This is a genomic window from Sphingomonas pseudosanguinis (assembly GCF_014196255.1).
GTDB lineage: Bacteria > Pseudomonadota > Alphaproteobacteria > Sphingomonadales > Sphingomonadaceae > Sphingomonas > Sphingomonas pseudosanguinis.
In genome coordinates this window covers 1-14,925 of record NZ_JACIDH010000027.1, presented here as the reverse complement: position 1 = coordinate 14,925, position 14,925 = coordinate 1, and the positions used below count along the sequence as shown (strand labels likewise).

General features: G+C 68.1%; 10 protein-coding genes. 6 read left to right on the top strand and 4 right to left on the bottom strand.

The window, feature by feature from the left end; all coding sequences use genetic code 11:
* Nucleotides 1-51: 51 nt before the first annotated feature.
* Both GGR48_RS17050 and GGR48_RS17045 read left to right on the top strand, forming a co-directional pair.
* Complete coding sequence (locus tag GGR48_RS17050; protein WP_240455900.1) at nt 52-1,260, top strand: carbohydrate porin; 1,209 nt, start codon at nt 52-54, stop codon at nt 1,258-1,260.
* Between the two features lie 124 nt (nt 1,261-1,384).
* The gene (locus GGR48_RS17045) at nt 1,385-3,070 is read left to right on the top strand and encodes an alpha-L-fucosidase (protein WP_183953038.1); all 1,686 of its coding nucleotides are present in this window, start codon (nt 1,385-1,387) and stop codon (nt 3,068-3,070) included.
* A gap of 187 nt (nt 3,071-3,257) precedes the next feature.
* Here GGR48_RS17045 and GGR48_RS17040 read toward each other — a convergent pair whose 3' ends face one another.
* Genes GGR48_RS17040 through GGR48_RS17030 form a run of 3 tightly spaced genes read right to left on the bottom strand, consistent with a single transcriptional unit; the run spans nt 3,258 to nt 7,463 of the window.
* The gene (locus tag GGR48_RS17040; RefSeq protein ID WP_240455899.1) at nt 3,258-4,712 is read right to left on the bottom strand and encodes a TolC family protein; all 1,455 of its coding nucleotides are present in this window, start codon (nt 4,710-4,712) and stop codon (nt 3,258-3,260) included.
* A complete protein-coding gene (locus tag GGR48_RS17035) occupies nt 4,709-5,794 on the bottom strand; it encodes an efflux RND transporter periplasmic adaptor subunit (RefSeq protein WP_183953037.1) in 1,086 nt (361 codons plus the stop codon). Before GGR48_RS17035 ends, GGR48_RS17040 begins: the two co-directional genes overlap by 4 nt.
* Nucleotides 5,778-7,463: an ABC transporter transmembrane domain-containing protein gene (locus GGR48_RS17030; protein ID WP_183953036.1), complete on the bottom strand. Its 1,686-nt coding sequence runs from the start codon at nt 7,461-7,463 to the stop codon at nt 5,778-5,780. The genes GGR48_RS17035 and GGR48_RS17030 overlap by 17 nt, the downstream gene beginning before the upstream one ends.
* A gap of 182 nt (nt 7,464-7,645) precedes the next feature.
* Between GGR48_RS17030 and GGR48_RS17025 the strand changes: the two genes are divergently transcribed.
* Genes GGR48_RS17025 through GGR48_RS17015 form a run of 3 tightly spaced genes read left to right on the top strand, consistent with a single transcriptional unit; the run spans nt 7,646 to nt 10,310 of the window.
* On the top strand, nt 7,646-8,548 hold the full coding sequence (locus GGR48_RS17025; protein WP_183953035.1) for a LysR family transcriptional regulator: 903 nt from the start codon (nt 7,646-7,648) through the stop codon (nt 8,546-8,548).
* A gap of 59 nt (nt 8,549-8,607) precedes the next feature.
* The gene (locus GGR48_RS17020; protein ID WP_183953034.1) at nt 8,608-9,816 is read left to right on the top strand and encodes an FAD-dependent monooxygenase; all 1,209 of its coding nucleotides are present in this window, start codon (nt 8,608-8,610) and stop codon (nt 9,814-9,816) included.
* Nucleotides 9,816-10,310, top strand: coding sequence for a DUF427 domain-containing protein (locus GGR48_RS17015; protein ID WP_183953033.1), 495 nt, complete (start codon nt 9,816-9,818; stop codon nt 10,308-10,310). The genes GGR48_RS17020 and GGR48_RS17015 overlap by 1 nt, the downstream gene beginning before the upstream one ends.
* Nucleotides 10,311-10,316: 6 nt before the next feature.
* Here the strand turns inward: GGR48_RS17015 and GGR48_RS17010 are convergent, their stop codons facing one another.
* Nucleotides 10,317-11,192: an alpha/beta hydrolase gene (locus GGR48_RS17010; RefSeq protein WP_183953032.1), complete on the bottom strand. Its 876-nt coding sequence runs from the start codon at nt 11,190-11,192 to the stop codon at nt 10,317-10,319.
* Nucleotides 11,193-11,329: 137 nt separating this feature from the next.
* Here GGR48_RS17010 and GGR48_RS17005 point away from each other — a divergent pair, with 137 nt between their 5' ends.
* On the top strand, nt 11,330-14,713 hold the full coding sequence (locus GGR48_RS17005; protein ID WP_183953031.1) for an amidohydrolase family protein: 3,384 nt from the start codon (nt 11,330-11,332) through the stop codon (nt 14,711-14,713).
* Nucleotides 14,714-14,925 lie beyond the last annotated feature (212 nt).

Here is a 14,925-nt window from a genome sequence, read left to right as displayed (position 1 = left end):
CTTTGCGCTATGAAGCCATCTTCATCATTTGATTTGCAAGCGAACGGGGCCATGACGAACATGATGCGCAAGGCGGCTATGCTGTCGATGGCGGGGGCGATATTCGCGGCGCCGGCGCCGGCGCCGGCGCCGGCGCTTGCGCAAGACGCCGAGCCGACCGGGAATCCCTTTGCGATCAAGGCCCTATACAAGGCCGATGTGATGGGCGTGGCGGATGGCGGGATCGCGCGGGGGGCGCGTTTCCTCGACAATATCGATGTGATCGCCGACGCCGATCTGGATGCCGCGCTCCGGTGGAAGCGTGCGACGGCGCATCTGTCGCTGCTTAACAATCTGGGTGGCAAGCCCAATGATCTGGCCGGATCGATCCAGGGTATCGACAATATCGAGGTCGCCGATCGGCGGCTGAAAATCTACGAGGCCTGGCTGGAGCAGGGGCTGGGCGAGCATGTGACGGTCAAGACGGGCCTCTATGACGTCAACAGCGAATTCTATCAGAATGATGCCGCCGGGTTGCTGATCTCACCGATGTTCGGCGTGGGGTCGGAACTGGCGGCGACGGGGACGAACGGGCCGGCGATCTTTCCCTCGACCGCGCTGGCCGTGCGTCTGAGGGCCACGACCGAGACGATGTATGGCGCGGTCGCGGTGGTGAATGCCAAGGCGGGGACGATCGGTGACGAGGACGGGGTCGATCTGTCGGGGCGGGCGGGCGCGCTGCTGATCGCCGAGGCGGGCTGGACCGGGCGTGGCAAGCTGGCGGTCGGCGCATGGCGCTATACCCGCAGGCAGCCCGGAGTCGTTCCGCCCGGTATCACTCAGACCGACGAAACGCACTTCTCGCACGGCGTTTATCTGCTGGCGGAGCAGGACCTGATCGGGACGGCCGATGGCGACGACACGCATGTCGTCGGCTTCCTGCGCCTGGGCCTGTCGGACGGGCGGACGACGCCGTTTCGCGGCGGCTGGCAGAGCGGCGTCCTGTGGGAACGGCCGTTCGACGCGCGCCCGGAGAGCGCGCTGTCCTTCGGGGCGGGCAACGGGGCCTTGTCGCGCTATTACCGTATCGGCAATCCCAGCGAGCTTCCCGCACTGGGCGGCAGCGAGACGATCTTTGAGCTGACCTATAGCGACGAGATCGTGAAGGGCATCTCGGTTCAGCCCGACATCCAATATGTCATGAACCCATCGGCGGATTCCACCGTCGACGATGCGCTGGTGCTGGGCATGCGATTGACGATCGGCTGGTCCAGTCATTGAAGCGACGTGCCCCCCCCATCGCGCGATCGGTCATTGACAGGCCTTATATATGAAAACATGCTGTCATCTGCAAAAGTGGCAGGGCGCCTGAGCGAGCGTCCCGGCTGTGGCGGGAGAGACGGGCATGAAGACGACACGACGCGCGATGATCGGCGGGGGCGTCGCCGCCGCCGCACTGGCACCCGCCGCGGTGTCCGCCGTGACGACCGCCCCGACGCCGACCGGTGCCGGACGCGCGCTGAAGGTGCCGCCGCCCGCGCGCTTCACCCCCGACTGGGCCTCGCTGACCGCCGGCTATAGCGTTCCCGACTGGTTCCGCGACGCCAAGTTCGGCATCTGGGCGCATTGGACCGCGCAATGCGTGCCGGAGGCGGGCGATTGGTATGCCCGCGAGATGTATCTGCCGGGCAGCCGCGCCTATAATCATCATCTCCAACATTACGGCCATCCGGCCGATGTCGGCTTCATGGAAATCCAGAATCTATGGAAGGCCGAACGCTGGGACCCCGCGTGGCAGCTCGATCTCTACAAGCGGGCCGGCGCGCGGTACTTCATGGCGCTGGCCAATCATCACGACAATCTCGACACCTATGTCTCGCGCCATCACCCCTGGAACACGACCCGCGTCGGCCCGCGCAAGGACATTATCGGCACTTGGGCGAAGCTGGCGCGCGAGCGGAACCTGCGCTTCGCCGTGTCCAACCACTCGGCTCATGCCTGGCACTGGAACCAGCCGGCCTATGGCTATGACCCCGAAGGCCCGCGCGCTGGCCAGCGTTATGACGCGTTCACGCTGACCGCCGCAAAAGGGGCGGGGAAATGGTGGCAGGGCCTCGACCCGCAGCAACTCTATACTGGCCGCCACATGCCCATGCCCGACGGCATCCGCACCGTCGACGAGGCCAATGCCTGGCACGAGGCGACCGACCGGCTGTGGACCGAGGGTGTTCCGGCGGGCACCGACTTCGCCCGCAACTGGCTGCTGCGCTGTCAGGACCTGATCCAGCAGCACCGGCCGGACATGGTCTATTTCGACAATTTCGATCTGCCGCTCGAACAGCATGGGCTGGAGTTCGCGGCTTGGTATTACAACCAGTCGATGCAATGGCATGGCGGGCGGCTCGAGGCGGTGGTGACCGCCAAGACCACTCCGCCGCAGCGGCGCATGGGGATCGTCGACGATGTCGAGCGCGGCGGCAAGAACTACATCGAGCGTTTTCCGTGGCAAACCGATACCTGTCTGGGCAACTGGCATTACGACGCCGACCTCTATGCCCGTGACGGCTATAAGTCGGCGGCGACGGTGATCCATACGCTGTGCGACGTCGTGTCGAAGAACGGCAATCTGATGCTGTCCGTGCCCATGCGCGGCGACGGTACGATCGACGATAAGGAAGAACGCATCCTAGAGGAGCTTGCCGGCTGGATGGGGCGGTTCGGTCAGGCCATTTACGGAACCCGCCCCTGGCGACTGCATGGCGAGGGCCCGACGCGCGGCAATGCCGGGCTGTTTTCCGAGGATGGACCGACGTCGCGCTACACGGCCAAGGACATCCGCTATGTGACCCGCGACGGGCATCTCCACGCGCTGGTGCTGGGATGGCCCGAGGACAATATCGTCCGCCTGACGTTGCTGGGGCGCGACAATCCGACGCTGCGGGGGCAGGTCGCGCGTGTGACCCTGCCGGGTGACGCGACGCCGCTGGCCTTTCGTCGGACGGGCGACGCGTTGGAGGTCACGCTGCCGGCTGGCGCGCGCCATCCGATCGGTGTGGCGCTGATCCTGTCGGGGCAGGCGGTGGCCGTCTGATCCTGTCGTATCGACATTCAGGTCAAGCCCCCTTCATTCCTCCCCTGTAAGGGGAGGGGGACCATGCGAAGCATGGTGGAGGGGTGTCACCGGTGGCGAGGGCAGGCTTCACTTGCCGGGCGGGATACCCCTCCGTCAGGCCTGCGGCCTGCCACCTCCCCTTACAGGGGAGGAATATCGATTCCGCTTAGGGCTCCAGGCCCAGCGCGACGCGGTCGGCGGTGGCGGCGGCGAGTTCGGCGCGGGCGGCGGCGATCCGGGCCTGCGCGTCGATCACGCGGACTCGCGCGTCATTGGCGGTTTCCTCGCGCTGGTTGACCAGGAAGAAGTCGCTCGACCCCAGCTCGAAGCGCCGCCGCTCGGCCGCCGCCAGCCGTTCGGCCAGCTGGCGTTCCTGCTCGGCGATGGTCGCCAGCTGTTCGGCGGCGCCGACGCCGATGCTGATCCCCTCGACCTCGACCGTGATCTGGTCGCGCAGGAAGCGGCTGCGCGCCTCCAGCGCATCCATCTCGGCGCGCGCCTCGACGACCCGGCCCTTCGCCGCGCGGTTCTGGAGCGGTAGTGAGAAGCGGAAGCCGACCGCCGCCTCCAGCGGCGTGCGATTGGGGCCGCCCAGACCCACCGGGCCGATGTCCTTGGCCATCTCGCCGCGCAGGTCGAGCCGGGGCTTCAGGTCGTTCTGCGCCAGCGCCAGCCGCGCCGATCCCTGGTCGATCCGCGCCAGCAGCATTTGCAGGTCGGGCCGCTTCTGCTCAAAATTGGCGCGCGCGACGGCGGCGACGCCGGCCAGCGCCTCGCCATTGCCGGGCAGCCGCTCCGCCCCCACCAGCACCGGCTGGCCCGCCATGTCACGATAATAGAGCGACAGGGCATTGGCAGCCGCCTGGAAATCGCCCTCGGCCCGGACCACCAGCGCGCGGCGACGCACGAGGTTCTGGTCGTTCTCGGTCAGCAATATGTCGGGCCGCGCACCCAGTTCGACCTGCCGCGCCAGCCCGCCGCGCCGGCTTTCCGATAGCTCGAGCAGATCGCGATAGGCGCGCAGGCGAAGGCCGGCGGCGACCCAGTTCTGATAGGCGTCGATCGCCCGCCGCTGGACGCCGATCGCCACCGCCTCGCGTTCGAACTGGGCGATGTCGATGTCGCCTGCCGCCAGCGTCCGCTTGGTGCGACGTTCGTCGATTAGCCGGTCGCGCAACAGGGCATAGAGCGCGCCGACCTTTACCTCGCCCAGACGGTTGGTATAGTTTTTGTCCTCATAGACCGGGAAGTCGCCCCGGCTGACGCGGTAGTCGCCGTAGAGATAACCGCCATTGTCATTGAGCGGCCGGGTCACCCCCGCCGAGGCGACGGTGCCGTCATAATAGCCCAGCGCGCGCGAGCGACCCTCTGCCTCGAACACCGTGTCGAATGCGCCGGCGGCGGTGATCGCGCGTCCCTCGGCCGCGCGGACCTTGGCCAGCGCCTCGACGATCTGGGGCGCGGCGCGCGCGGAGGAGCGCAGCACCTCGTCCAGGGTCAGCGGAGCCGTGCTCGGCTGCGCGACGGGCGCGGGGTTGGGCCGGATACGCTGCGCATCGGCGGGCAAGAGCAGCGCGGGCGCGGCGATCAGCGCGGAGGCGAGGAGGAGCGAGCGGATCATTTCGGCTTGCCCGCCTTGGCCGCGATCTTGCGGGTATCTTCCTTCTCGGCGTCCTGGCCCCCGTCCTTGTCGGTCGCGGTCTTGCCGAACTCCATCGGGAAGTCGTTGAGCTGGCGCCAGAGTTCATAGCCGACCGTGACGGTCTCGCCCTGGACCCAGCCATGGACCTTGCCGCCCAGCCGCACGAAGTTGCGCTCCGGCCAGGCGGGCTTGCCGGGCATCGGTTCGACCAGGATGCGGAACAGCCCCTGGACATTGGCATTGGGATCGATGCTACGGATGCGCCCGTCGAAAAAGCCATAGGCGATCGAGGGCCAGCCGCTGAACTGGATGGCGGGCCAGCCTTCGAACTCCAGCCGCACCCGCCGGCCGGGCTTGAGCAGCGGTACGTCGCGGCCGTCGATCAGCAGTTCGACGGCGCGCTCGACCTGTTCGGGCGCGACCACGGCCAGCGCGGTGCCGGCCGACACATAGGCGCCACCGGCGGCGGCGTTGAGATTCTGGATACGGCCGGCGCGCGGCGCGCGGACCAGCTGCGCCGACTGGCGGTTCAGCTGGACGTCGATGCGGTTCAGCTTGGCGCGCGACTCCGCCAGCTTGGCGCCCGAGTCCGCGACCTTGATCTGCGCCTGTTCATAGTCGCGGCGCGAGGCGAGACCCTCCGAATAGAGCTGGCGGGTGCGGTTGACGTCGATCTGCGCGACCGCCTGCGACTGGCGGACCGAGGCGATCTCGGCCTCCACCTGCGCGCGTTCGGCGGCCAGGCGGGACAGTAGGTTGGGATCGAGGTCGACGATGCGCGCGATCGGATCGCCCCGGTTCACATGCTGGCCGTCCTGCACATACCAGCGCTCGACCCGGCCGGGCACCAGCGCGGTCACGTCCTGCGCGCGGTCGGTCGGATCGAGCGAGACGACCTGGCCGCGCCCCTGTGCGGTCTGCAGCCAGGGGACGCAGAACAGGATGAACGCCGCCGCCGCGATGCCCACCATCAGCATCCACGCGATCGCGACGGTCACGCGTGGCGGGCGCAGCGAGGACAGGGTGCGGAAATGCGCGAGATGCTCAGGCAGATGCGACATCGCCACCCTCCCGGTTGGAAGCGGCCTGTAGCGCGGCCAGATCATCGAAACGATCCTGCCGGGTCATGCCCAGATAGAGATAGCCGTCCAGCGTCAGATCCTCCGGCCGGCCGGTGCACAGCAACACGGTCGTGCCATGCGCCTTCAGCAGGCGCAGCGCGGCGAGCAGCCGCCGCGGCGGCAACAGGTCGTAGAGTTGGCCAAGCAGCAGCAGCTTGGGCCGGACGATCAGCGCATTGGCCAGCTTCAGCGCCATCGTCTCGCCGACGCTCAGCGGATAGCCGGTCGAGCCCAGCGGCGTGTCCAGCCCCTGCGGCAGGCTGGCGAGGCGGCGCTCCAGCCCGACAATGGCGAGCGCCTCCATCGCCTCCTCGGCCAGTTCGCCCGAGGCGAGGCGGAGATATTCGCGGATCGTGACCTCGACGATGGTCGAGCGGTCCAGCACCGTGACGTCGGAGCGCAGATGATACATGTCGAACGAGCCGAGATCGGTGCCGCCGATCCGCACCAGCCCGCGTTCGGGCAAGGCATGACGTTTCAGGAGCATGGCCAGACGCCGCTCCGCCCCCGGTTCGGTGACGGTGACGAGCTGTTCGCCGGCGGCCAGGGTCAGGTTGTACTGCGCCTCGTCGAACACGACGTCGGTCAGCTTCACCGATCCGTCGCGCGGCCCGTTGTCGCCGCGCACTGTCGGCTCCTGCGGAATGGCGAACAGCAGCGACAGCTCCTCGGAGCTGGCGACGAGATCGTAGAAGGTGTCGAGATACCAGCCGAACTGCGAGATGCCGTAGAAGACGCCCGACAGAATCAGCTCGGCGGCGACCAGCTGGCCCAGCGACAATTGCCCGCGCAGGATCAGCATGCCGCCCAGCAGCAACAGGCCCGCGCTGGCAAAGGCGTAGATCAGCAGGAACGCGATCGTCTGTGCGAACTGATAGCGGAAATAGCGGCGGTGCGTGTTGACGTAATTGGCGGTCATCGCCTCCGACCGGGTCATGGCGAAGTCGAGATGGCGCAGCGACTTGTAGAAGCCGTTCGACCCGCCGACGCTTTCCAGCCAACGCGCGGCGTTATGCTTGGCGTGGCTCAGCGCCACCGCCCCGCTGATCGCGCCACGCCGCCACAGCAGCCAGACGAGCAGCACCGCGGCCACCAGCACGACGTTGAAGGCGAGGAAGACGGGGTGATAGAAGCTGGTGATCGTCAGGCCGATGACCGCCTGCAACACGATGGTGAAGGCGCCGATCACCAGGCTGGGCACCGATTTCTGGACGACGACCAGATCGAAATAGCGGTTGAACAGATCGCTGCGATTGCCGTCGGCGAAGAAGGGGTCCTGCGCATGGACCGCCCGCACCGTGACCTCGGCGACGATGCGCGAGAACAGCCGGCGCTCGAACGCCGCCATGATCCACACGCGCAGCGCGCTCAGCCCCGCGACCAGCAGCAGCAGCAGCAGTAGTACCCCCGACAGCGCCCAGAGGGGCGCGGGCATCGCGGTGTTGGCGACGCTGTTGATCAGCAGCTGCACCGAAATGGGGGTGGCCAGCGCCAATAGGCTGATCGCGATGGTATAGACGATGCCAAGCCGGACATAGGCCGAATCGGGCCCTATGATCTGTGACAGCCAGCTTATCGCGTCCCGAAATCCCAGTCGTTCCGCTGCCAAAACAGTCCCCCTTTTCGCATCTCGCGCGAGCCGTTAGCGGCGAATCTTTGCTGAATCTTTGCTGGACGTTTAAAAAAGGTTCGTCGCGGCTTGATCCATGTGATGCCAAGGTAACGACATATCATCGGCTTGGCCAATCGGAATTGGGATGCCGGGGCTATAGAGATTGGCTATAATGGGACATGCCCACGCTGCGTCAGCTCGAATATCTGGTCACGATCGCGGATACGGGATCGTTCGCGCTGGCCGCCCGCGTCGCCAACGTGTCGCAACCGACCCTCAGCCAGCAGATCCGCACCCTGGAACAGCGGCTGGGCACGACCTTGCTTGAGCGTAGCGCGACCGGCGCGATGCTGACACCGGTCGGGCGCAGCATCGTGGTGACCGCGCGGCGCATGCTGAGCGATGCCAGCGACATCGTCGCGCTGGCGGCGGGTGCGTCGGACCGGCTGACCGGCACGTTGAAGCTGGGCACGACGCCGACGCTGGGGCCTTATCTATTGTCGCCGATCATCGCCGAGCTGCACCGCATGGCGCCGCAACTGCGCCTGCATGTGCGGGAGGGGATACCTGACGAACAGCTGCTCGAACTGTCGCGCGGCAATATCGATGTGATGCTCGGGCCGCTGCCCATGGCGGGGGACGATCTGGCCATTGAACCGCTGTTTCGCGAGCCGCTGCATCTGGTCGCCGCGCTGGATCATCCGATCGATGCGGGCGAGGCGATGACGCGCGATGCGCTGACCGGCAGTCCGCTGCTGACGCTGGACCCGCGCCACCATCTGGCGCGGCAGGCGGCCGAGATCGCCGAGCGGCACGGCATGACGATCGCACCCGATTACTATGGCACCAGCCTGGAGAGCCTGCACCAGATGGTGGCGAGCGGGCTGGGCCTGGCGCTGCTGCCCAGCCTGTATCTGCGCTCCGCCGGCGGTATGGCGGGGCTGAAGATATTGCCGGTCGAGGGCTGGCGGGTGCACCGGTCGATCGCCATTGCCTGGCGCCGACAATCGCCGATGAGCGCGGCGTTCAAGCTGATCGCCGGCCATGTTCAGAGCTGCGCCGAGCGCTTGCTGGCGGAATAGTACCGGCGCTGCGCCGTTTCGAGCCTTGCGGCGTTGTCGCGGGCGAAGGAGACGCGCGGATGGCGGGCAAGGTTCTGATCACCGGGGCGAGCATCGCCGGCAATACGCTGGCCTGGTGGCTGGGCCGTGCCGGCTGGGACGTGACCGTGGTCGAACGCGCGCCGGCCTTTCGCGATGGCGGCCAGAATGTCGATGTGCGCGGCGTCGGGCGACAGGTGCTGCGCGAAATGGGGCTGGAGGAAGCCGCGCTGGCGGCCGGGACAGGCGAGGAGGGGACCGCCTGGGTCGATGCGCGGGGCCGAATCGCGGCGCAGTTCCTGACCGCCGAGTTGGGCAAGGACGGTCCGACCGCCGAGATGGAAATTTTGCGCGGCGATCTCGCCCGGCTGCTCCATGACGCGGCGAAGGGCCATGCGACCTATCGCTATGGCGATCACGTCATCGCGATCGACCAGAATGGCGAGGGGGCCGTGGTGTCCTTCGCGAGCGGCGCATCCGAGCGGTTCGACCTGGTGCTGATCGCCGAGGGGGTCGGGGCGGCCACCCGCGAGCTGATCTTTCCGGGTGAGAACCGACCGCGCTGGATGAACATGACCATGGCCTATTTCACCATCCCGCGTGTCGCGGACGATGATCGGCTGTGGCGCTGGTATCACGCGCCGGGCGGGCGCAGCATCTCATTGCGACCCGACCGCCACGGCACGACCCGCGTGATGCTGGGCGTGCAGAAGCCGCCCGAGGGCGAACAGGATTGGGGCCGCGACCGGCAAAAGGCATGGCTGCGCGAGACCTTCGTCGATGCCGGGTGGCAGGCGTCGCGCGTGCTGGCGGGCATGGCCGAGACCTCCGACTTCTATTTCGACGTGCTGCGTCAGGTGCGGATGCCGCGCTGGTCGAACGGCCGCGTGGCGCTGTGCGGCGATGCGGCGTGGTGCGTGACGCCGCTGGGCGGCATCGGGGCGACGCTGGCGGTCACTGGCGCGCGGGTGCTGGCGGGCGAGTTGTCGCGGTCGGCCGATCAGGCGACGGCGCTGGCGGCCTATGAGCGGGCGATGCGGCCGATGGTCGACAAGGCGCAAGGAATACCGGGCTTCGTGCCCCGGCTGGCCAATCCGCATAGCCGTGCCGGTATCAGGCTGCTCCATGCGGTTCTGGCGCTGGCGAGCCGGCCGGCCATCACCGCGACGGCGGGCAGGATATTTAGCGGCGGGGATGCGAAGGAACCCGATCTCTCGCCCTATGCGGGGCAAATTCAGGAGAATGGGTGATGCGGCCCAGGCCAGATCCGATCGGCCCCGGACAGGAAAGCGTCTGGGACTATCCGCGCCCCGCCATCGCCGAGCCGAGCGATCGGCATGTCCGCATCGTGCATCACGGCGTCCTGATCGCGGAGAGCCGCGCGCCGGTCCGCACGCTGGAGACCAGCCATCCGCCCAGCTGGTACATCCCACCCAACGATGTGACCCAGCGGCTGCTCCACCGCTCCGACCGGCGCTCCTTTTGCGAGTGGAAGGGCGAGGCGGTCTATTGGCATGTCGAGGTGGATGGGCAGATGCTGCGCGACGTCGCATGGAGCTATCCGCGCCCGACCCCCGCCTTCGCCTGTCTGCGCGATCACCTGGCCTTTTATGCCGCCCCCTTCGACCTGTGCACGGTCGACGGCGAGGTGGTAAGGCCCCAGCCGGGCGGCTTCTACGGCGGCTGGATCACGTCGGACCTCGCCGGGCCGTTCAAAGGCGCGCCCGGCAGCATGGGCTGGTGAGGATCGTCAGCGGCTGACCTGCCGGACGAAGTTTGCAACATCGGTGACGACCGGCGCGCGGCCCCGGAAGGGGCGCGACACCGCCAGGATCAGGCCGACATGCCCCAGCTTGGGGTAGGAGCGTAGCGTTACCGGCACGCCATCCGCCCGGAGTTTCGCGGCGAGCGCCTCGCTGTTGCGCGGCAGGACCGTCTTGTCGTCGCCCCCTACCAGCAGCAGCGCGGGCGGATCGCCGGTGCCCGCCCAATGGACGGGCTGCGTCTCCTCGGGGCGCGGCCAGGCACCGAACGCCGCGCGGCTGACATCGACGTCGAAGGGCGCGAAGTCGTAAGGCCCTGCCAGCCCGACCAACCCCCGCACCGCCGACCGGTCCGCCCCCAGCCAGCGATCGTCGACCGCCAGCATCGCGGCGATATAGGCCCCCGCCGAATGGCCGATCAGGACGATGCGGCCGGGATCGCCGCCGAACTGGCCGATATGCCCCTTCGTCCAGCGTACCGCCGCCGCGCCGTCCTCGACGAAGGCGGGATAGCGGACGCCGGGGACCAGACGGTAATCGGGGATGACGGTGACGAAGCCCTGCGCCGCGAGCGCGCGACCGACAAAGGCATAGCCGGCGCGCGTCCCGCTGTTCCAGCTGCCGCCGTAGAAGAAGACGACCACCGGCTTTGGCCCCGCCACCGCTTGGCGCGGGGCGTAGATGTCGAGCGTCTGGCGCGTATCCCCGCCATAGGCCACGCCGCTCGCCACGCGCTGGCCCTCGCTGTCCTTGGGCACCAGCGCGTCGAAGGTCTTGAGCGGCGAGCAGGCGGCCACCATCAGGCCGAGCGCCAGCGACAGGGCGACGCGCCGGGATCGCGGCGTGCGGGAGGATATCGTCATCCGCCCATGATGGGCATTGCCGGGGCCGCCCGCCAGGGTGATGACAAAGATGACATTTTTCGCGCGTGACGCACGCCGCGAAGCGGTTAGGATGCCCCATAAATTAGGGGAAAATCCGCTTCGTGAACCACCGCGCCATGACCGCCATCGCCCTGTGCCTGCTCGCCGCACCGCTCGCGGCGCAAGTGACCCCACCGACCGACAAGCCCGTCGAACAGACCCAGGCCCCGGAGAATGAGGCGACCGCCCCCACGCCGGCCCCCGCGACCGCGCTGCCGCCGCCCGTGCCGGCCAAGGGCGATGCGACGGCCAAGGCCGACAAGCCCGCCAAATGGGACGTCAACGCGCCGCGCGGCCTGCGCACGAAACAGGTGCGGATGGCGGTCGACGAGGGCAGCTGGATGAACGTCGATGTCGCGCCCGACGGTCGGACGATCGCCTTCGACCTGCTGGGCGACATCTACACCATGCCGATCGCCGGCGGCACGCCGACGCGGATCGCCGAGGGGCTGGCCTTCGAGCATCAACCGCGTTTCTCGCCCGATGGCCGGCGCATCGCCTTCACCTCCGACCGGGGCGGCGGCGACAATATCTGGGTCATGAACGTCGATGGCAGCGACAAGCGGCAGGTGACGAAGGAGGATTTCCGCCTGCTCAACCAGCCGACATGGAGTCCGGACGGCCGCTTCATCGCGGCCAAGAAGCATTTCACCACCGGCCGTTCGCTCGGCACCGGCGAGGTGTGGCTCTATCACGTCTCGGGCGGCGGCGGGGTACAGCTCGTCAAGCGCGCCAGCGAGGTTTTACAGAAGGAACTGGGCGAGCCGATCTATGCGCCCGATGGCAAAAGCATCTTCTACACCCGCAACGTGTCGTCGGGACCGATCTTCGAATATGCGCAGAACTCGCGGACCGACCTGTTCGACATCGAACGCTATGACATCGACACCGGCGAGGTGACGACGGCGGTCAGCGGGGTTGGCGGATCGGTGCGCCCGACCCCGTCGCGCGACGGCAAGCGCATCGCCTTCGTCCGCCGCGACAACAATATCAGCAAGCTATGGGTCAAGGACCTGGCCACCGGCGTCGAGCGGATCGTCTATGGCCCGCTCGACCGCGACGTGCAGGAAACCTGGGCGGTGACCGGCGTCTATCCGAATATGAGCTGGACGCCCGATGATACGGGCATCGTCCTGTGGTCGGGCGGCAAGCTGCGCCGTGTGAATGTCGCCGATGGTACGGCGGCGGTGATCCCGTTCCGGGTCGACGACACCCGTATCGTCGCCGAGGCGATCCATCCCCAAATCGATGTCGCCCCCGATCGCTTCATGACCAGGGCGACACGCTGGGCCAGCGTGTCGCCCGATGGCCGGCAGGTGGTGTTCGAGACGCTGGGCAAGCTGTGGGTCAAGCCGATGGCGGGCGGTGCGCCGAAGCGGCTGACGCGCGGCGATGACGGGTTCGAGCTGTGGCCGAGCTGGTCGCGCGATGGCCGGACGATCGTCTTCACCGGCTGGACCGATGCCGGGCTGGGCCAGATCCGCACCGTCGCGGCCGGCGGCGGTGCTGCCAGGACGGTGACGAGCGTGCCGGGCCACTATGCCCGCGCGCGCTTCTCGCCCGATGGCAAGACGATCGTGTTCGAACAGGGCGAGGGGGGTAATCTGACCGCGCCGCGCGGCCATGCCGGGACCGGCGTGTACCGGGTCGCGGCCAGCGGTGGCGCACCCGTCCGCATCGCCAAGGATGCCGCCGGTCCGCAATTCGGCGCGGGCAACGACCGGCTGTTCATGATCGCCAATGGAGGCGACAAGCGCGAGTTGATCAGCACCGATCTGTCGGGCGAGAATCGCCGCGTTCATGCGCGGGGCGAACTGGTCAACGACTTCCAGGTCTCGCCCGGCGGCGACTATGTCGCGTTCCGCCAGAATTACGAAGCCTTCGTCATGCCGCTGATGCCCGGCAAACAGGCGGTCGAGGTCGATGCCAAGTCCGGCGCGCTGCCGGTCACGCGGGTCAGCGCGGATGGTGCGGACTTCATCAACTGGTCGGAGGGCGGCAAGCGCATCCACTGGAGCACCGGGCCGACCCTCTATTCGGCCGACACCACCGCGCTGTTCCGCCCCGCGCCCGCTGGCGAGGTTGCCGCGAAGTTCGCGGCGCCCACGAGCGGCGTCTCGCTGTCGATGGATGTCGCCGCCGCCAAGCCGACCGCGACGGTCGCGCTGACCGGTGCACGGGTCGTCACCATGGCGGCCAAGGAAGGCGGGATTATCGATGACGCGGTGGTGCTGATCCGCGGCGACCGTATCGTCGCGGTGGGGCCGCGCGCCTCGGTCGCGATCCCGGCGGGCGCGACGCTGGTCGATGTGGCCGGCAAGACGATCGTTCCCGGCTTCGTCGACGCGCATGCCCATGGATCGCAGGGCGAGGACGAGCTGGTGCCGCAGCAGAACTGGTCGGCCATGGCCAATCTGGCGCTGGGCACCACCACCGTCCATGACCCCTCGTCCCGCTCGGCCGAAATCTTCCCGGCGGCGGAGATGCAGCAGGCCGGCCTGATCCTCAGCCCCCGGACCTTCTCGACCGGCGAGGTGATCTATGGCGCGAAGAGCCCCGACGTCTATGCGCAGATCGACAGCTATGAGGATGCGCTGTCGATCGTCCGCCGCCTGAAGGCGCAAGGGGCGCGCAGCGTCAAGAACTACAACCAGCCGCGCCGCGAACAGCGCCAGATGGTGGTCGCCGCCGCGCAGGCCGAGGGGATGGAGGTCGTGCCCGAGGGCGGCTCGCTCTACACGCTCGACATGTCGCTGGTGCAGGATGGCAATTCGACCGTCGAGCACAATGTCCCGCTCGAGCATTTCTACAACGACGTGCTGAACCTGTGGTCGCAGACCACGGTCGGCTACACGCCGACACTGGTCGTCGCCTATGGCGGCCTGGCGGGCGATCCCTATTGGCGGGCGCATACCGATGTCTGGCGCCATCCGCTGCTTAGCCGCCATGCGCCGCCGGCGCTCCTTGCCGCGCAGAATGCCCGCCGGTCGATCGCGCCCGAGGAGGATTATGTCGACGGCGTCACCGCGCGCGAGGCCAAGAAGCTGGCCGATCGCGGCGTGCCGGTGGCGATCGGCGCGCATGGCCAGCAATCGGGGCTGGGCGCGCATTGGGAGCTGTGGAGCTTCGTGCGCGGCGGCATGACCCCGGTCGAGGCGCTGCGTGCCGGTACGATCGCGGCGGCGACGTCGCTGGGCTATCAGAAGGATGTCGGCTCACTGGAGCCGGGCAAGCTGGCCGACCTGGTGGTGCTGAACGCCGACCCGACCACCGACATCCGCAACAGCGACAAGGTGGCGCAGGTGATGCTCGGCGGCCGGCTCTACGACGCCGCGACGCTCAACGAGGTCGCGACCGGATCGCGCAAGCGCATGCCTTATTGGTGGGAGAATGGCAGCGCGAGCGGCGCGGACACGGGTGCGAAGCTGACCACCGGCCATGGCTATGGCGATCTGGATTAAAGAAGCGAGATCACCCCTCCCCTTGAGGGGAGGGGACGGGGGTGGGGCGCTTCCCGAAGCGCCAGGCCGGTGGCGAGGGCCCCCCCCCACCCCACCCCCGGCCGGGGGGGGGGGGGGGGGGGGGGGGCGCCCCCAAGAACGGGCAGAGAGGCTAAACGCAGGAGGGGGCGGGGCCCGTTGCAGGTAGCGGGGGGGGATGGCCGGGGGTTTTC

Coding starts and splice junctions, on each gene's coding strand:
- GGR48_RS17010 (WP_183953032.1), bottom strand. CDS start 11,192: ATGACGATATCCTCCCGCACGCCGCGATCCCGGCGCGTCGCCCTGTCG.
- GGR48_RS17045 (WP_183953038.1), top strand. CDS start 1,385: ATGAAGACGACACGACGCGCGATGATCGGCGGGGGCGTCGCCGCCGCC.
- GGR48_RS17005 (WP_183953031.1), top strand. CDS start 11,330: ATGACCGCCATCGCCCTGTGCCTGCTCGCCGCACCGCTCGCGGCGCAA.
- GGR48_RS17050 (WP_240455900.1), top strand. CDS start 52: ATGACGAACATGATGCGCAAGGCGGCTATGCTGTCGATGGCGGGGGCG.
- GGR48_RS17040 (WP_240455899.1), bottom strand. CDS start 4,712: ATGATCCGCTCGCTCCTCCTCGCCTCCGCGCTGATCGCCGCGCCCGCG.
- GGR48_RS17035 (WP_183953037.1), bottom strand. CDS start 5,794: ATGTCGCATCTGCCTGAGCATCTCGCGCATTTCCGCACCCTGTCCTCG.
- GGR48_RS17020 (WP_183953034.1), top strand. CDS start 8,608: ATGGCGGGCAAGGTTCTGATCACCGGGGCGAGCATCGCCGGCAATACG.
- GGR48_RS17015 (WP_183953033.1), top strand. CDS start 9,816: ATGCGGCCCAGGCCAGATCCGATCGGCCCCGGACAGGAAAGCGTCTGG.
- GGR48_RS17025 (WP_183953035.1), top strand. CDS start 7,646: ATGCCCACGCTGCGTCAGCTCGAATATCTGGTCACGATCGCGGATACG.